This window comes from Flavobacterium sp. ZB4P23 (assembly GCF_003970375.1).
GTDB lineage: Bacteria > Bacteroidota > Bacteroidia > Flavobacteriales > Flavobacteriaceae > Flavobacterium.
Map to the genome: position 1 here is coordinate 400,277 of NZ_RYDK01000001.1, position 20,119 is coordinate 420,395.

General features: G+C 33.2%; 12 protein-coding genes. 2 read left to right on the forward strand and 10 right to left on the reverse strand.

Annotated elements, in window-relative coordinates; genetic code table 11:
- Positions 1-121: 121 nt before the first annotated feature.
- The 6 genes from EKL99_RS01695 to EKL99_RS01720 all read right to left on the reverse strand — a co-directional run bounded on the left by EKL99_RS01695 (position 122) and on the right by EKL99_RS01720 (position 8,630).
- Positions 122-3,118 (reverse strand): glycoside hydrolase family 3 N-terminal domain-containing protein, encoded by a 2,997-nt coding sequence (locus EKL99_RS01695; RefSeq protein WP_126576275.1) that lies wholly within the window; start codon positions 3,116-3,118, stop codon positions 122-124.
- Between the two features lie 13 nt (positions 3,119-3,131).
- Positions 3,132-3,614 carry an ABC transporter ATPase gene (locus EKL99_RS01700; protein WP_126576276.1) on the reverse strand — a complete coding sequence of 161 codons (483 nt, stop codon included), beginning with the start codon at positions 3,612-3,614 and terminating at the stop codon, positions 3,132-3,134.
- Between the two features lie 90 nt (positions 3,615-3,704).
- Entirely contained in the window at positions 3,705-4,496 is a 792-nt protein-coding gene (locus EKL99_RS01705; protein ID WP_126453357.1) for a (Fe-S)-binding protein, read from the reverse strand.
- A gap of 111 nt (positions 4,497-4,607) precedes the next feature.
- A complete protein-coding gene (locus tag EKL99_RS01710; protein WP_126568937.1) occupies positions 4,608-5,939 on the reverse strand; it encodes a (Fe-S)-binding protein in 1,332 nt (443 codons plus the stop codon).
- Between the two features lie 5 nt (positions 5,940-5,944).
- Positions 5,945-6,910 carry an MlaD family protein gene (locus tag EKL99_RS01715; RefSeq protein ID WP_126460005.1) on the reverse strand — a complete coding sequence of 322 codons (966 nt, stop codon included), beginning with the start codon at positions 6,908-6,910 and terminating at the stop codon, positions 5,945-5,947.
- Between the two features lie 562 nt (positions 6,911-7,472).
- On the reverse strand, positions 7,473-8,630 hold the full coding sequence (locus EKL99_RS01720; protein WP_126576277.1) for an N-acetylmuramoyl-L-alanine amidase: 1,158 nt from the start codon (positions 8,628-8,630) through the stop codon (positions 7,473-7,475).
- A gap of 83 nt (positions 8,631-8,713) precedes the next feature.
- On the opposite strand from EKL99_RS01720, the gene EKL99_RS01725 reads away from it, so the two are divergent.
- Positions 8,714-11,464: a putative LPS assembly protein LptD gene (locus EKL99_RS01725; protein WP_126576278.1), complete on the forward strand. Its 2,751-nt coding sequence runs from the start codon at positions 8,714-8,716 to the stop codon at positions 11,462-11,464.
- Between the two features lie 49 nt (positions 11,465-11,513).
- Positions 11,514-11,894, forward strand: a complete 381-nt coding sequence (locus EKL99_RS01730; RefSeq protein WP_126460017.1) for a RidA family protein — start codon at positions 11,514-11,516, stop codon at positions 11,892-11,894.
- Between the two features lie 155 nt (positions 11,895-12,049).
- On the opposite strand, the gene EKL99_RS01735 is transcribed toward EKL99_RS01730, so the two are convergent.
- The 4 genes from EKL99_RS01735 to EKL99_RS01750 form a co-directional block, all read right to left on the reverse strand.
- Positions 12,050-12,901 (reverse strand): N-acetylglucosamine kinase, encoded by an 852-nt coding sequence (locus EKL99_RS01735; RefSeq protein ID WP_126460020.1) that lies wholly within the window; start codon positions 12,899-12,901, stop codon positions 12,050-12,052.
- 140 nt (positions 12,902-13,041) lie between these two features.
- On the reverse strand, positions 13,042-14,046 hold the full coding sequence (gene gap, locus EKL99_RS01740; RefSeq protein WP_126460023.1) for a type I glyceraldehyde-3-phosphate dehydrogenase: 1,005 nt from the start codon (positions 14,044-14,046) through the stop codon (positions 13,042-13,044).
- A gap of 75 nt (positions 14,047-14,121) precedes the next feature.
- A complete protein-coding gene (gene pfkA / locus EKL99_RS01745; RefSeq protein ID WP_126460027.1) occupies positions 14,122-15,108 on the reverse strand; it encodes a 6-phosphofructokinase in 987 nt (328 codons plus the stop codon).
- 383 nt (positions 15,109-15,491) lie between these two features.
- Entirely contained in the window at positions 15,492-19,934 is a 4,443-nt protein-coding gene (locus EKL99_RS01750) for a translocation/assembly module TamB domain-containing protein (RefSeq protein ID WP_126576279.1), read from the reverse strand.
- Positions 19,935-20,119: the final 185 nt, after the last annotated feature.

Here is a 20,119-nt window from a genome sequence, read left to right on the forward strand (position 1 = left end):
ACTATAATACAGGTGAACTTTGTAACGAAATACTTCTAACAAAATCATTTTAAAAAAAATAGTTCAAATGAAATTGACTATAATTTTATTTGAACTATTTTATTATTACGTTAACGTTTGCTTAGTTTATAATCGCTTCATAAATTACCCTTTGGATATCTTCCCGAATATTTTCTTTCGATAATCTATTTTCACTTGCAATTGGGAAAGTTCTATTAGATAAAAACACATAAACAATTTGCGTTTCAGGATCAGCCCAAGCCATTGTACCTGTATAACCAGTGTGACCAAAACTCGTCATTGAAGCACAACCGCACGTAGGTCCTACAGCACCTAATTGTGGTTTATCAAAGCCCACTCCTCTCCTATTTCCGGCGGCACAAAAATAGCACGTATTGAAATCATCAAATGTTTTTTCAGAAAAATATTGCCGGTTTCCATAATTTCCTTTTTGTAAATAAAGTTCCATTATTTTAGCCACATCCATAGCATTCGAAAAAACACCTGCGTGACCTGAAACCCCACCTTCTAAAGCAGCGGACAAATCATTGACATATCCTTGTAAAAGTTGACGACGGAAATAGGTATCTGTTTCCGTTGGCGGAATTCTGTTTTTATCAAATTTAGTCAATGGATTGAAACTTGAATTGTTCATCCCGAGTGAACGATAGAAATTTTCTTGAATTAAAACATCTAATGGTTTACCCGTTGTCTTTTCTAAATAATCCTTCAGAATCATAAAAGTAAGATCACTGTATTTGTATTCTTTTTTTAATGACAGTTTACTCTCAACAATCATTTTCATAATTGTGTCACTAAAATCATTTCGTATAAAAAGACTGTCTCCTAGTTTTTTCGAAAACTGCTCTTCAGCAATTTTTCTAAAATAAACATCAGAAGGAGATTGCGATTTATTCATTGTAGCCTTGTAAAATGGTATTCCTGCTACTAAACCTGCATAATGCGACAATAAATCCTTGAAATTAATATTTGCCTTATTGGAATCTTTAAAAATAGGAGACATTGATCCTAATGTTGTTTCCAAATTTATTTTTTGCTGATCGTATTGCTGCATCACATTAGGCAATGTAGCTATAATTTTCGTTAATGAGGCAACATCATAAATATCGGAGTCTTGCACTTTAATCGTTCTATCATACGTATGATGACCGAATGATTTTTGATAAATAACTTTTCCTTTTCTGGCTACCAATACCTGAATTCCAGGAGTCATTTTAGCGTCAATTGCTTTAGTAGCAATACTGTCAATTTTTGATAAAATCCTTGAATTCATCCCAACATTTTCTGGAGTTGTGAATCCCAGCCGATTCAATTTTTCTGTTGGCAAACCATCATTTACATTAAAACTAGTATTAATAGAAACCGGTAGTTTCCCTTTAGCTTCAATAGCCCCAAAAATTAGTTCTGCCGAAACGACCTGTGCAACTGCACTATTTTGATAAGAAACAACTAAACCTTCAATATCTTCAAAATTTATAATTGGTAATAAAGCGTATGGTTTTGCAAAAACATCCAGAATTACAGTATTATTTTGGGCTAGAAATTTAATTTTTGCCAACTCATCCAATCTTAGATCATGATTACTAAAAGCAACATCTGATTTGTGATAACCAATGATTACGGTTGTAAAAGGGTGTAATTTCACTTGAAGACTATCCAAATTCACATCTGAAATCACAGTTACTTCAGTGTATTTTTTTAAAGTTGAAACAAAAACATCATTGTTGTCATCTCCCATTTTTACATAAGCGATTTTTTGTTTGTCCAAATTTTTAATCGGCAAAACAGCAGCCGTGTTTTTTAGAACGGTAATTGCATTTTCATACAACTCATAGTGTAAAGCTTCATTTTCAACTGAATTCAAATCGGTGTATAAATTTTCAGTGGCAATTGGTTTAAAATTATTCAAATTCGCTTTGTACTTGAATTTCAGAATTTTTTTTACGGAAAAAGCCAATCGTTCCTCCGTAAATAAATTTATAGAATACGCAAATTTAAATTTCTCAATAGCAGCAGGAACATTTTCAGGAAACAGCAGCACGTCATTACCGGCTATAAAAGCTTCAAAATTGATTTCACTGGGTAATTTAAATTCGCTTACACTTTTCATATTCAAAGCATCTGTAAAAATAAGTCCTTTGAAACCCAATTCTTTCTGAAGAATATCAGTAACCACATTGTAGGAAATTGAGGAAGGAAAATTAGGTCTTGGTTCTATGCTGGGAACGTTTAAATGGGCTACCATAACGGACGAAAGTCCTTCATGAAACATTTTTTTGTAAGGATAAAACGCTAGGTTTTGTAATTGTTCTTTTGAGGAATTTATGGTCGGTAATTTTTTATGAGAATCCGTATCCGTATCGCCATGTCCCGGAAAATGCTTTCCTGTTGAAAATATGCCTTGACTTTGTACCCCTTTCATCAAAGCAATAGCATGTGCTGTAACCTTGAATTTATCTTCACCAAAAGAACGAAAACCTATGATAGGATTTTTAGGATTGGAGTTGATGTCAAGAATTGGAGCAAAGTTAAATTGCAATCCCAATCGCTTGTTTTGTTGTCCTATTTGAACACCTACTTTCTCCAATAATTTCATGTCTTGGATGGCTCCAAGAGTCATATTCCAGGGATAACTGTAGGTAGAGTCCAATCGCATGCCCAAACCCCATTCCGCATCACTACCAATAAACAATGGAGTTTTTGACTTGGATTGAAAACGGTTGGTTAATTTTGCCTGACGAACAGGTCCACCTTGAAAGAAAATTAATCCTCCAATTTTATGATCTGTTATGAGTGTATCAATAGCTTTAATATGCGCCGAATCTTTATTGGAATAAGCGGCAACCATAAACAATTGTCCAAATTTTTCCTCTAAAGTCATTGCACTGTAAACACTATCAACCCATTTGTTGCCTTGAGGAGACAACTCAAAAAGTGTGGGCATATTACTTAAAGCAATACTGTCTAAATTTTCAATTTTGGACGGAATGTTGGTTACAATTACTTTATTCTTATTTGTTTTTGTACCAACACAACCAACAGCAATAAAAAGAAATAAGACATAAAAAAAACTATTTCTGATGCTTATCTTTTTCATCTGACTATTTTGTTTAAAAAAAACGACTGTGCCAGCTATCAATGGCAGGAACTTCCCAGGATTCATTGTATTCTTCTATATTATTAACTAAATTATTGAAAACGATGGTATTTTCAGTAACCGCTTTATCTTTTACCATTTTCTTGAAATCAATCAACGGCTTGTGTGCTATATGTTCTCCAAGTTTGAAGGTAACGTTCATTTTATCCAATAAATCTACGGTATATTTTTGTTCTAAATTTTGAATAAATTCTACAGAGGAATCTATAGAGCATCCTGTTGCAGCTTGTACATCCTGATTTACGGCAATAATGATAAACCGGTTGTATTTTAATTGGTACGAGGATTCTAGACTAGTACCATGCGCAGCCCAACCTTCCAGAAAAGATTGCAAGGCGCTTTCTATTTCAGAAAATTCGGCATCCGAAAATTTTCTGTTTGATTGATAAATCCAGATTTTAGATTCTTCGGGTAAATTTTTAAATGGAACGTACATACGATTTTAGATTTGTGATTTTAGATTGTAGATTTATGAAGTTAGGTGTAATAAATTATAGAGCATTGCTGATTACTTAGACACTGTACACTAAAGATCCTGCGCATTAGCAATTAGTTCCGCAATATCCATCACTTTTACTTCGCCTTCTTTTTCTTTATTTTTAATACCGTCCGTCATCATGGTATTACAAAAAGGACAGCCTGCGGCAATAATTTCTGGTTTTGTTTCTAATGCCTCCTCGGTTCTTTCTATATTGACTTCCTTATTTCCAGGTTCAGCATCTTTAAACATTTGGGCTCCACCTGCACCGCAACATAAACCGTTAGCTTTAGAACGCTTCATTTCAACTAATTCAGCATCCAATTTAAGAATCAATTCTCTTGGTGCTTCATATACATTATTAGCTCTTCCTAAATAACAAGGATCGTGAAAAGTAATTCGTTTACCCTTGAATTGTCCACCTTCAATGGTCAGCCTTCCGTCATCTAACAAGGATTTCAAAAACTCCGTGTGGTGAACCACTTCGTATTTTCCGCCTAATTCCGGATATTCATTTTTTAGTGTATTGAAACAATGTGGACAAGCGGTAACAATTTTTTTTGCTTCGTATGCATTCAAAACCTCAATATTCATCATGGCCTGCATTTGAAACAAAAACTCATTACCAGCTCTTTTGGCAGGATCACCTGTACAGCTTTCTTCAGTACCTAAAACGGCAAAAGGAACATTAGCCCGATTTAAAATCCGAACAAAAGCCTTCGTTATTTTCTTCGCTCTATCGTCAAAACTTCCTGCACAACCCACCCAAAATAAAACTTCTGGTTGTTTCCCTTGAGCTAACATTTCGGCCATGGTAGGCACTATTAAATTCTCTGACATACTATCTTGTTGATTCGGTTATTTGCTTATTTGGTTAATGACAAAATCTTCATTTGTAAATCGGTTATTCGTAATACAAATAGCCTATTAAACAGTGACGCGATTTAACGCCTATTCGTTTTTCCAATTCAATCGGTCTTGCTGATTGTATTGCCATGGCGCACCGTTATTCTCTATATTAGTCATCATGGCGTTTATTGGCAGTGGGGCCGCACTTTGTTCCATTACTAAATAGCGACGCATATCCATAATAATTGAAAGCGGGCTAATGTTTACAGGACATTCTTCCACGCACGCATTACAAGAAGTGCATGCCCAAAGCTCTTCTGGTGTGATGTAATCGTTTAATAATGTTTTGTTGTCCGGAATAAAAACACCTTTATTGGCATCAATATTTCTTCCTACTTCTTCCATTCGATCTCTGGTATCCATCATAATTTTACGTGGAGACAATTTTTTTCCTGTAATATTGGCTGGACAAGCTGACGTACAACGACCACATTCTGTACAGGTATACGCATTCAATAATTGAACCCAGTTTAAGTCCTGAATATCACTGGCACCAAATTTACTTGGAACCGCATTCTCATCCACTGGTGCTGCCGCAAAAGGATCAGCATTAGGATCCATCATTAACTTCACTTCTTTAGTAACGGATTCTAAATTATCAAATTGTCCTTGCGGATTTAGATTTGCAAAATACGTATTTGGGAATGCTAACAGAATATGTAAATGTTTTGAAAAATACAAGTAATTCATAAAAATTAAAATACCCACAATATGCAACCACCAGAATATCTCTGAAAGCAACATTACCAATTCATTTGACATTCCGTTAAAGATAGGTTCAATAAATTGACTGATCGGAAACCAACCGGCTTTTATAAAATGAGAAAAACCTCCGGGGACATTTTGTAAATGCAAATCAGAAGCGTTCATCAATAAAAATAATGTCATAAGAACCACCTCAAAATACAAGATATAGTTTGCATCATTTTTTGGCCAGCCTTTTAAATCAGAGCTTACAAATCTTTTCAATTTGATGGCATTTCTTCTGCTCCAAAAAGCAAAAACTGCTACTAAAACTAAAAAAGCTAAAATTTCGAAAGAAGCAATCAGCACATCATACGTAGTTCCTAAAAAAGCAAAAACACGATGTGTCCCAAAAAGTCCGTCGATAATAATTTCTAACAATTCAATATTTATAATTATAAAACCCACATAGACAATAATATGCAATGCTCCAGCGATAGGTTTTTTGACCATTTTTGATTGACCAAGAGCTATCATGGCCATATTAATCCAGCGCGCTTTTGGATTATCAAAGCGATTTACATCCGTTCCAAGATTGATATTTCGTCTGATTTTTTTAACACTGTTGAAAAAATAACCAAAACCAATTACCAATATAACGGCAAATAAAATGTTGTCTAAGTAGCTCATAATTGCTATTTTATTTCATTAGATATAGAATCATTTACAGGACCTACATACGGTTTATTTTTCTTTCCAAATAAAGAAATATTGACATATCGAGTGGGATAAAGTCTAATATCTTGCAATAATAATTCTAATTCTTTTGTGGCGTTTTTTATGTTTTGGTAGAAAGCCTCGTCGTTTAGCAATTTACCCATAGAACCTTTCCCAGATTCTAAACCACTCATAATACCATCAACTCTTCCTAGAGTTGCATTGAGATTTTTTACCGTTTTTCCAAGATCGGCTTTATTCAAGGAATCTGATATTTTAGAAAAATTACCCGATATTTTAGAAAAATTGCTAACGACTCCGTTGATTTGTGCTTTATTCGTTTCTAATAAAGTATTGACATTTAAGGACACTTTATGAAATTGTTCAATGGTTTTGCTCAATTCAGCTAGAGTGAGTTTTAAATCCTGCTGCCCTTTTTGATCCAGAACGTTATTAAAACCGGAAATTAATTTATCCGTGCTTAACAATAGTTTTTCTAGTTTTTCCTGAAGAGGTGCTAATTGATCCCCTACTTTATCAGTAAGTCCTAATTTCACTCCGCCTTGCAATTTCTGACCATCAAGTGCCAAGCTTTTATCTTTAAAATTAGGGATAATTGCAATTTGTTTTCCTCCAATAAATCCTGGCTCATAAATAGAAGCCCTACTGGATTTAGAAATAGGAAAATCAGTTTTCAATTGCAATTCGACTAATAATAGTCCTGTGTTTTCATTTATGGTAATACTATTTACTTTACCAACCACCAAACCGTTCAAGGTAACAGGTGAGGATGTGGCTAGGCCTTCAACACTTTTATATTCTACATAAAATGTTTTATAATTTGTGAAAAGATCTCTTCCTTTCAAAAAACTATAGCCCCAAATAAATAATAAAATAGAAGCAATTACTAAGATAGCAGTTTTAATTTCTCGTGTTATTTTCAAAATTCAAGTATTTTTTACAAATTTAATGTAAAATATTTTAAGTTGTTGTTATTATTTAAGAGCTTATTCTACACTTATTTTTTCTCCAACATTAAATGCAATTAAGTGTCCGGACGTATCTTTTTAGGTTTAACCATATCGATTTTTTTTTGCTAAATAATAATCTGATATTTAGATTTATAACTAATACTAATGATCCTGTCATCCGCTATCAGTAGAAGCTCTTCAGACACTTTGAAATTAGATACGTAAAATTTTCTATTTTATAAAACCCGTTATAGTTTTACTAATACATTATTTTGCGATGAACTTCTTGAACATCGTACGCATTTTTAGATCTGTTTTTTTAACTTTAATGTTGTCGTAAGCGCATTTGCTTTTCAACAAAACTATTGTGCAAATTTACTGGGTTTTTACCGCCGTGACCGCATTAAAATAAAATAAATCGGTCTGAGAAAAAAAGTTCAACAAGACCAACAAAATTTCTTTTAGAATTGCGAATTTGCTCGTATTATTTTCGAAATAAAACTTATTTTTTTAATCAATACTACTGTAGCACTTGTTATTTAATCGCTTCTTGAATGCTTATTTTTTCTCCATTTTTAAAAGCGATCAAAAAAGCAGTATCATATCCTTTCTCTTTTGCCTCTGTTAATTGCTTTCTTGCTTCATCGTAATCCGTTGTTTCTCCATACATATATTTGTATACTGTATTTTCATAGGCAACAGAGATATTTTTTAATCCTTTAAAATTTCTAGGCAGGAGCGCTACTTTTTTGATACTAGCCAAAAGTTGCACTTTGAATGAGATTTTAGTATTATCGATTGCTTTTTTAGTTTCAATAACTTGAAGGTTTGTTTTTGATTTTAAAGGCGTTGCAGTATCCTTAACTTGTTTTTCAATAATTTTTTGCGAAGGCTTTACTTCAAATGCTTCCGATTCTCCACTTCCAAAATATTCTTTTTTATAATCGATTATGGCTCCTGCAATGGCTTTGGCAATTTCGTTCTGGCCTTCTTCTGAATTTAATCTATTTCCTTCAGTCGGATTAGAAATAAACCCCATTTCTATCAATACTCGTGGCATGTAGGCTTTATGAAGCACCATAAATGGCGCTTGTTTAACTCCTCCTCCACGTATTTTTTTTCCTAAATCTGCAAAAGCATCTTCTACCTTACTGGCCAGTGAAATACTGTTGTCTAAATATTCTTCCTGCATCAAGGTCATCCCAATCATAGTTTCCGGAGAGTTTGGATCAAATCCTTCATATTTTTGTTTGTAATCTTTTTCAAGAGTGATTACAGAATTCTCTTTTTTAGCCGCTTCTAGGTTAGAGGCTATCTTACTTAAACCCATCACGTAGGTTTCTGTACCATCGGCAGCGGTATTTCTGTTGGCATTACAATGAATTGACACAAAAATATTAGCATTGAATCTATTGGCAATATTGGCTCTTTCAATTAAGTCAATAAAAACATCTGTTTTTCGTGTAAAATTCACATCAATTTGTGGAGTAGCTTCTAATAACTTACCAACTTTTAGAACGACAGCCAAAGCTATGTTTTTTTCTATTCGTCCTTCATATACAGCACCAAAATCATGATCGCCATGCCCCGCATCAAGTGTTACTTTAAAAACATTAGATTGACAAAAGGCTGATAGCGATATTATCGTCATCAAAAAAGTTATTGTAATTTTAATTTTATAGGTGTTGTGCATAAAGCTATAAGTTAATTTAATTAGAAGACTAAGGGTATAAATTTATTTATTTGACTATTTTTGACAAAAATTTATATGTAAGTTTGACATCTCAAAAAACAGGCCATAATTTTACAAAAATAGCATTTAAACCTTTGCATACAAACTTATTTAATATCGTTTTATTATCAATCTTCCTATCCTTAGGGTCTGGAAAATTATATTCTCAAGATATATCAAAAAAAAAGACGGCGATTTCCATTAGTAAACAAATAGATAGTACTACTTTAGGAACTATCAAAAAGGTTCCTACTGTTGCAACTACTACAAAAGAGAAGGATTCAATACAAAAAGACAGTATAAAGCCTACCAAAGCATTCCTTGACGGAAAGGTAAAATACAAAGCCGATCAATATGCTAAAATTGATCAAAAGAAAAAGCTCATTACTTTGTATAATAACGCGGAATTGTATTATCAAGACATTGAATTGAAGTCTGGTATAATTGTAATGAATTATGAAAAAAATGAGGTATATGCCGGTCGCATCAAAGATTCTACAGGAGCTTATACACAGTTTCCAAATTTCAAACAGGGCACTAATGTTATTGAACCTGATTCTATCCGATTTAATTTTAAAACAAAAAAAGCTTTAATTTGGAACTCACGATCAGATCAAGGCGAATTTAAAATAAAAGCAACGCAGACCAAAAAAGAAAATGATTCTGTTTATTTTCTAAAAGGAGCCCGTTTTACTACTTCAAAAGATGTAGACAATCCAGAATATTATTTTCAAACCAGCAAAGTAAAATTCATCCCAGGCAAAAAAGTAGTTACGGGATTGACTAATATGGTTATTGCAAATGTTCCTACTCCAATTGCATTGCCTTTTGCTTTTTTTCCAATGAGCCAAGAAACCAGCATTTCAGGATTAATTTTACCAAGCTATAACGACTCCAACAACCGAGGGTTTTCGTTGCAAAATTTAGGGTATTATTTTGCCTTGAGTGATAATTATGATTTAACCGTATTAGGCGATTATTATACTAATGGCAGTTACGGGTTGCGTTTTGAATCCAGTTATGCCAAAAGATACAATTATAGAGGAAACTTAAACATTCGATTTGAAAACTTAATTACCAGCGAAAGAGGCTACCCTGATTACTTAAAACAAAATATTTATAACATACAATGGTCCCATTCCAAAGACTCTAAATCGAATCCTAATTCTAGTTTTTCGGCCTCTGTGAATCTTGGAAGTAGTAAATATTTTCGACAATCTATCAATCAGATAAATATTGGTTCAAATCTAAATAATACCTTAAGTTCTTCTGTGTCGTATTCAAAAACATTCACTTCAATTCCACAAGTTAGAATGTCATTGACTGCAACTCACTCGCAAAATACACAAACCGCAGAAATCAATATGACACTACCTACACTACAACTGAGTGTGGATCGGATTTATCCTTTTGTGGGGAAAGACGGCGTAAAAAAAGGATTTTTCAAGAACATCAATTTACAATATAATCTGAATGGCCGAAACAGCATTGTTACTACCGATTCTTTATTCTTCAAGCCACAAATGTTCCGGGATGCAAAAATTGGTTTTCAACACAGTATTCCGTTAAGCACCAATTTTAAATTATTTAAATATTTCAGTGCGTCTACATCCGTAAATTATGAGGAAATTTGGTATACCAAAACAATTGAAAGAAGTTTTGACCAAAACCAAAGCACCGTAGTCGATAAAACGGTTAATGGCTTTGATGCCTTTAGAACCTATTCCTTCTCCTCAAGTCTGGGAACCACTATTTATGGAACTTTTAACTTTGGTGAAAACAAAAAGATAAAATCAATTCGGCACGTCATGAGACCATCTGTTTCGTATGGGTATACCCCAAGTTTCGAAAAATATTATGACACCTACGCATCCGATGCAACCGGGACAATGACAAAACAATATTCCAGATTTGAAAGCGGGATTTTTGGAGCCCCAGGATTGAATAATTCGAATTCGTTAGGATTTGATTTGAGCAACACTTTTGAAGCAAAAGTTACTGATAGCGATAGCACCAAGGTTGAACCTAAAAAAATAATGCTGCTGAATAACTTAAACCTATCTACCAGCTATAATTTAGATGCAGATGGTGTCAATTCATTAGCTTTTGCGCCGATACGAGTTAGTGGTGGTACCCAACTTTTTCAAAATAAAATGAATGTCAATTTTGGCGCAACGTTAGATCCCTATGCGATTGATAACTCCGGAAACCGAATTAATGTCTTTAATATTAACAACGGCGGCAGCCTTTTTAGAATGACAAGTTCTAATATGACTTTAAATTACTCTATTTCCAGTAAAGGAAATGATAAAAAAGAAAAAGACACAAATGAACAAAGTCGAAGAAATGGGGGCCGTGGAGATGATCTGTTCGGTACCAATACGGACTTAGGAGACAACAGGAGAAGTCAGTTTGACGAAGAAGAGGAAGATGATGGAGAAGATAAAATTTCTGAGTTTTTTAATTCAAAATTACCATGGGATATGACCTTTGCCTATTCTTTGACCTATGGAAACAATAATAGAGAGAATCAAATAATTGGTAACTCGATAATGATTTCAGCTAATGCTGATATCACTCCAAAATGGAAAGCAGGAATATCAACCGGGTACGATTTTGTTCAAAAAGGAGTTACCTTTACTCAGCTTCGTTTTGAAAGGGATTTATTAAGTTGGAGAATGGATTTTAACTGGTCTCCATTTGGTGATAATGCAAACTGGGGATTCTTCATTGGAATAAAATCAGGCGTGCTCAGCGATATCAAATGGGACAAACGAAGTACTATAAATCGGTAATTAGGCCAGGAGACTTTTAAACTAAATTGAATTACATAAAATAGAACGTATGAAAAAGATAATTTTTACAGAAAATGCTCCTGCACCAATTGGCCCGTACAACCAAGCAGTCCTAAAAGGAAACACATTGTATGCATCAGGTCAAATTGCAATAAATCCGGCAACTGGAACGTTAGTTCTTGATTCAATCGAAGCCGAAACAGAACAAGTCATGCAAAATATGAAAGCAGTTCTGGAAGCCGCCGGAATGACATTTGAAAACATAGTAAAAACCACAATATTTATTATGGATATGACCGATTTCGGGAAAATAAATACGGTTTATGGTTCCTATTTTAACGAGAAAACTGCTCCGGCACGGGAAACAGTTCAAGTGGCCTGTTTGCCAAAAAATGTGAATATTGAAATCTCAATGATCGCTATTCTTTAGTGCTTTTTTTCCGCTTTCATTATTAAAACAAGAAAAACGGTTGAAACGATTTCAGAATGTCCGTTATCAATTAGTTATAAATTAAAAACCACTGTTGATTTACTTGCTCTAAAGTAAATTAACAGTGGTTTTTGATAAAAATAAACTCTGAAAAACTATTTATTTGCAATATGATATGCAATTAAACCATCAATAGGTCGTCGCAATACATTGCCTAATTGCAACTCATATTTATCAAATATTTCTTGCAGCTCTTCTTTGAGATAAAAGGCTATGGACCCCACAAAATGAACTGGAATTTCTTTGCAGTTATCGTATTGTTTTATGTAATTTTTTACAAAAGATTTCATTCCTTTGAAAATAATTTTTCTGCAGAACTCCGTTTCTTTGTGCTGAATCAGGAACTTCGCAAAAGTCGCTAAATACGCATTTGGATTGGGTTCTTTGTACAATTTGCTTTTTATAGCATCTGGATCAAGGTTGTATTCTTTCTCGAATTCAACGGCCAGTTCTTTTGGCATTTTATTAAAATAGTACTTTCTGATTAATTCTTTTCCAAAAACATTTCCGCTGCAATCATCCATGGCGATATATCCCAATGACTGTACTTTTTGATGGAGTTCTTTGCCATCAAAATAACTGCAGTTTGATCCGGTCCCCAGTATAGAAACAATTGCTTTTTCTCCCTTTGGAGTCGTTGCATAAACGGCTGCATAGGTATCTTCTTTGACATCTATAATAGCATTAGGAAAATACTTTTGAAAAACCTGAGACAGTGCAATTTTCATTCTTTCAGTACCACAACCTGCTCCATAAAAAAACAAATGGGTTGCATTTTTCTTGTTTTGCAAAATATCAAAACGATCATTTAAGCGTTCAATAATTTCATCTTCTTCAAGTACTTCAGGATTCAATCCTAAGGTTTGAGTTGTAAACAATATTTTACCATTTGTATCTATTGCAATCCAATCGGCTTTGGTAGAACCACTATCAACTATTAATCTCATTTTTTTCTGGTTTTTGGTTTTGTTGTTATATTTCCTAATACTTTCATAAAGGAAGGTATTAACAAAATATAAATGAAAAAGGGAATAAAAAATAAAGTCCCGTTACTATAAAGATAACGGGACTTTGTAAATATAATTAATTATTTTAAACCTGCAATATGTACTGATAAATCGATCAATTTGCTTGAATAACCATATTCATTATCATACCAAGATACAATTTTGAAAAAAGTAGAATTCAAACCAATCCCTGCATTAGCATCCACAATTGAAGTACGGGGATCCGAAACGAAATCTTGTGATACTACAGCATCTTCGGTATATCCTAAAACACCTTTCATAGTGGTTTCAGAAGCTGTTTTTAGAACAGCCATGATTTCTTCATAGGTTGTTTCTTTTGCTAATTTAACAGTCAAATCTACTACTGAAACATCTACAGTAGGAACACGCATAGACATCCCTGTTAGTTTTCCGTTCAATTCCGGAATCACTTTTCCTACTGCTTTTGCAGCACCTGTACTAGATGGAATCATGTTGACTAATGCTGATCTACCGCCACGGAAATCTTTTCTTGATGGTCCGTCATTTGTCATTTGAGTTGAAGTTGTTGCATGAATAGTAGTCATCAAACCTTCAACAATTCCAAAATTATCATTGATTACTTTGGCCAAAGGAGCCAAACAATTTGTAGTACAAGAAGCATTAGAAACCACTGTATCTGAAGCTAACGCTTTGTCATGATTTACACCCATTACAAACATTGGCGCATCAGCAGAAGGTGCAGAAATAATTACTTTTTTAGCACCACCGGTGATGTGTGCTTTTGCCGTTTCAATAGTAGTGAAAAAACCAGTACATTCCGCTACAACATCTACATCTACTTCATTCCATTTTAGATTTGCAGGATCTCTTTCTGCAGTAATTCTGATGTGTTTATCGTTTACAAAAAGTTTTCCGTCTTTCACTTCTACTTTTCCGGCGAAACGTCCGTGAACTGAATCGTATTTTAATAAGTAAGCTAAATGATCTACATCTAATAAATCGTTAATTGCAACTACTTCTACATTATCTCTGTTGTACGATTCTCTAAAAACTATTCTCCCTATTCTTCCAAAACCGTTTATTCCTAATTTAACTTTTGACATTTTACTTTAATTTTTGTTTATTTAAATATTAACTTGCTCTAAAGTCTAATTTCCTCACTATAAACTTTAATCCCTTTATGTAGACATTATGTCTGAAACTCTTAATAATTCTCTATCAATTTCTGTTTTGCCTTTAATGGCTTGTTCCAAAGGTGTCAATGAAACTGTATCGTTCTTTAACCCTACCATGAACTTTGACTTGCCTTCCAGCAAAGATTCAACTGCTTTTACGCCCAATCTACTGGCAAGAACCCGATCAAAACAAGAAGGGGAACCGCCACGTTGCATGTGGCCCAGAACAGAAACTCTAACATCATATTCCGGCAAATTAGCTTCTACGTAATCTTTTAATTCAAATACGTTTTTCCCTATTTTATCTCCTTCTGCTATTACAACAATGCTGGATGATTTACCAGAAGCCTTGCTTTTTTGCAGGGATTCTAATAATCGCTCTAATCCTAAATCTTCTTCGGGAATCAGAATTTCTTCGGCACCGGCACCAATACCGGCATTCAAAGCGATGTGACCGGCATCTCTACCCATCACTTCTACAAAGAATAAACGATTGTGTGAACTTGCGGTATCTCTAATTTTATCAATGACATCCACAACGGTATTCAAAGCGGTATCATATCCTAAAGTATGGGTGGTCCCAAAAATATCGTTATCAATAGTTCCCGGAATTCCCATTACTGGAAAATCAAATTCATTATTGAACAACAAACCACCGGTAAAAGTACCGTCGCCCCCTATTACTACTAGAGCATCTATTCCTGCTTTAATCAGGTTATCGTGTGCTTTTTTTCTTCCTTCTGGAGTTTTAAATTCTAAAGAACGTGCTGACTTCAAAATTGTCCCTCCTTTATTAACAATGTTGTTTACGCTACGAGGTCCCATTTCTTTGAAGTCGCCTTCAATCATTCCCTGATATCCTCTGTATATTCCTATACATTCAATAGCATGATACGCACATGTCCGAACAACGGATCTAATTGCTGCATTCATACCTGGTGAGTCTCCTCCCGAAGTAAGAACACCAACTTTTTTTATTGTTTTTGGCATTATTTAAGTATTAAAGTGTAAAACTAGCAAACATTCAGCACTTACAGAGCCGTGTTTTTTATAAATTAGTTAAGCAACCAAAATTCAAACGTTTTCGTTAATAAGTTTTCGAAAAATCAAAATAAAACGAATTTTATTTAACAAAATAAAAAAATAATGAATTTTTATTTGATAATTAACAATTTAAGCGTTTTTATGATTGTTTTATGACAATGATCCATTACGTATTTACAAATGAGGAATTAAAAAAAACGTCCTTGTGGTAAGTCTGAAATTCTTTTAATTGGTACTGAAGCAGATATTGTTAATCTCCTATCCTGATCCTGATTCTCATTCTCATTTGTATGAATTCTTGGTTCTGATTCCTCCTGTTTACAAAAAAATTAGTTTTCCTCCGGGACTAAACCTTCTTGATTATTTTTGGTTTTTTCTGTTTTGGGTTTTTTAGATTTCATAAAATTAATATAATCCGGAGATAAGTCAGAATCTTGATCTTCAGCGGCGGGCACTGTCACTCTGTCTATTTTTAGATTCGTAAAAATTTTATTGACTAACTCCTTGAAAGTATCAAAATCTACTTCGTAAGAAACTCCTAAACCTTGGGTATAACCAATCCCTTGCCCAATATAATTGATATCATTTTCTTTATTAAACAATCGTAAATTAAGTGTTCCATCTTCATTAACCCTATATAGCACTTCAACATCTCCTACGATAGCGGATTCATTAATCCCACCAAAAGGAACTCCTAGTTTTCCATTGATCGTTATTCTTTCGTTTATTTTGGATGAAATTGTTGCAACAAACCGTCCATCTGTTTCTCTTCCTATTCTTCTGTCGGCTCCAATGAAATTCAGACCCACTTTGAATTTTTCATCGTCAGATTGTATTATTCCTCCTAAAAGACTAGAGGCGGTCTCAAACAAACTTCCTGAAAAATCAGATTGACTTACTCCTTCCGGACTTAAAAATCCACCGGAAGATAATAAATACAATGCTTGAGTTTGTCTCACGTCCTTATCATTTAACTTATATTGGATTTCTGATTTTAACACCGTGCTGACTGTTGGAAATTCAATATTAAAATCGGGTTCCGGACTAGTCAAATCGCCTCTAATTCCTATAACTACTTCCACGGGGACTTTCGTATTAAAAGAAGCATTTTCTAACAAAATTGCAGGATTTGCAGTAGTTTTGTATACTGCTTCAAGATTTAACTGTGCGCGCATCGGATTCCCTTCCCAGGAAATTGACCCTCCTTTTTTGACCTCAAACTTCTTGTCTATCAGTCCTCCATATTTAAAATTATAAGTCCCTTCATACGCTTGAAAATCACCCCACATATTGAATTTCCCCGTCGTGTTTATTTTAAACAACAAAGAGCCAAAACCTTTCCCCTTCATTCCGTGACCTGTGTTTCGGTCTAGAATTACCTCTACTTCGGCATCCGGTGTAATATCAAAATCAAACTCCAATTCAAGGCCATTATAATTCCGGGTATTTTCTACAATACCGTTCCTTACATTGTATTTTTCTTTAGCAGTCAGGAAATGAAGAAAAATATTATCACTTACACTTTCGGCATTATTAATAGGAATTTTTATGGCTGTTCCTTTCTCTGATTTTGCAGCTACTTTTATAAACAATGAATTAGTTGGTCCTTTTATAGTGGCAACTCCATCTATAAATGCAGTACCATAATAAGCTGAATCTTCAGTATCCTTAGTATCTAATGCTAGAAGCCTTTTTGAATTAACGGTTAAATCTAATTTCCAATCCGAAAAATTAGTATGCCCAATACTTCCGTTTAACTTCCCTACAGTGCCAAATTTTGTGTCTGTCAAGGTATTGTTTCTAAACAAGAATCGGTCATCGGTCAGGTCTATAATTGTGTTATCACTTAAACCGTAATCCACATTCAGGTAGGGTATGGTTATTCCTGCTTGGTCAAGGTACAGCCTGCCATTTATACTAGGTTTCTTAAGATTTCCTTCTATGGTAGCATTACCGGCTATTGAACCTCGTATATTAGACAATACTTCACCACCCAAAGAGTTCAAGGTTGCGATATTAAATTTATCAAATTTTAGCCTCAAATCAAGAATGGTTTCTTTATTGACAATTTCAAAACTACCATCCGCATTAAATGATTCAAAATTTTTGTTCTCTAAATTAGAATTTATGGTAAACTTGCTAAGATTTTCATCACCTTCAATTTCAAAATTTAAAGTTCCTAAATCTATTTTATTTAAATTCAAATTATCAATAACTATAGAAGATGTAGGCTGAAAAACATCTTTATTTTGCTTGAAATTTACTTTTCCATTTATATTTCCATGTGCAATAAATTTATCATTAGCAGGCGTGATTTTGTTTAGATCCACATCTTTAAAACTCAGTTGTAAATCCTTAATTGTAGTATCTTTAAAAAGGCCCACTAAAGAAATTTCCTGTTCTTCATGTGACAACACAATGTTATCAATATTGAAATTTTGAAATGATTTATCAAAAACAACTTTATTATCAGTTGCTTCTTTTTCGTTCAAAAACCACAAATAATCTTTGAATTTCACCTCTGATTTACTAATTCCAACTACATTATTGTTATCCTGATTAATAGTATGGTATAAATTCAGATTAAAATAATCTTCTGCTTTTGGTCCCCCTTTAAACTCCGAACGAAAATACAGTGTGTCTTTCATTGTGACATTTATCAGACTAAAATCACGTATTTTATAGTATTTTGTTTTTATACTGTCCAGTTCTATGTAGGCATTATAAAGCGGATTTTTATTGTCTACCGAAACTCTTATATTATCAAGTATATTGTTTGAAGCTATAATTTGAGGCGAATTAAAATTGAGTTTAAATTCCTGATTATCGGAGTTTATATTTCCTTTAATAATGGTGTTGGGTGCAATAGAAATATCAGGGTAAAATATTTCAATTATTTTATTATATATAGAGAAATTAAACTTAAGAAACTGTCCTTTCTTTACCTTGTTGGGTTTAAAATTCGTGTACAGGCTTCCCAAAGAATTCTTTACCAGGTTTTCCAATTGGTTAAATTCATATTTACCCACAATTTCACCCTGAACAATATCTGGTGAATTTACAGTCATGGTTCTTACTCTATTTTCATCAAAAGTTGAATTTATGGTAAAATCATCAAAATTATACGTGTCTTTTGCATTTTGATAGGAGGTTTCGTTGATATACACATTTCCTTGAAAATTTTCTACAGTATTTCCTGACGCCTGAACTACCACATCGCCTCTAAATACAGCAATAGAATCCTTAATTAACTTTAATTTATTCAAATCTGCGTTTTCAACATTAATGTGAAAATCGTATCTATTGTCTTTTTTGCTTAAATCCAATAAACCTTCAAAATTCATACTTAAATTAGGATCTTTTATGGCAATTTGTCCTCTGTAATTCGGATTTTTAAGAACTCCATTGACATCAATATTCGTGTAATTGTATTTTTTATACTCTATTTGGCTAATGCTCCCTTTGATAGCTGAGTCCAGGTATTTTTCTTTGAATCCTTTACCATCGATATCCATATTCAAACTTACCTTTCCTAGTTCTTTTTGATCCAATAAAGTTCCAATATCAAAATTTTCTAAAATAACGTTCCCAATATAAGAAGCCTTATCAATAACATTTATATTTTTTATTTCTAAATTAGAGATTACTTTACCTAACGCCGTTATCATAGAAAAATCAGCTTTGACAACAGTTGTAGAAACATTTGAAACTCCGGAAGCTGAAAATCGTCCTAATTTTTTTAGAGAACTGGGTAATTTATTTCCAAGAATATTAGGTAATATAACTATCAAATTATCATAGCTAGAGGTTAATTTGTCAAATCTGGCATACATCGAAAATTTCTGCCCTTTTTTAGCAAACAAGTTTTTAAAATTAATAGCACCGTTGATCTGTGTTTTCCGATCATCAACTAATTTTAAATTTTTGAATTTCAAATCATTAAGCGTTCCTTTAATAGATGCTTTGATATAAAAATGTTGATTTTTCCCTATTTCTTTATAAAAGTAACGAATATCATTTGAAGCAATTGAGGCAGCATCCAGTTTAATATCAAAGAGTACTTTATCGGTAAAATTAGAAAAATATTCAATTTTATAATTTAACAATACAGTCCCTTTTAAGGTGGATTCTTTGGTCAACAAATTCAGATTTTCTAGTTTTAAGTTTTTTCTGGAATAACTGAATTTTGAGTTTAAATTTTTAACATACAAACCCCGAAAATCTAAAAATGACATTTTATCAATCATAGTCGTTACATCCTGACCGTAAATTTTAAAATTCGTTACGGAAGCATTCAGTTTAGTAAAATCCAAGTCTTTTGGAATTTCACGATTTAGATCTGTCAAAATAAAATGACTATCGTAAATTTTTAATTCCTTTACGGTGAGCAGAAACTTTTTCGTTGATGGTCTTCCGGTTTCAAAAGCGGCTATAAATTTATCGAGATTAGACTCTTTTTCATTTTTGTACGTTTTTAAATTAAATACTAAACCACTCAACCGCAAATCACCAAAAATCAGATCACCGTCCAGCAATTTTTTACCTTCTAAAATAGTCGTTGCAATTCTATCCGAATAAATTAAAGTGTCTTTGTGGTGATCCAGAATCAATACTTTTTTGAATTTTACACCTCCAAAAACAGATATAACAACTCCGTCAATAGCAATATTAGTTCCAAAGTCTTTATTGAGACTTCGGGTGAAATACTGTGCTATTTTAGTTTGAACAAATGGTAGGGTAAGAGCAATACCAAGTACAAGTAAAAGTAGGATTAGTCCAAGTAGAGACCGAAATACTATTTTTTTTATTTTTTTGATACCTACTATATATTTAAATTTTCTAAAATTTCATTTTACCTCTGGAAACTCCTGTGCCTTAAATAAAAATTCTTTAATTTTGGCCTTTACAAAATTGTTGTTTTTTGTAAACTAATCATCAAATGTAACTCCAAATTTAT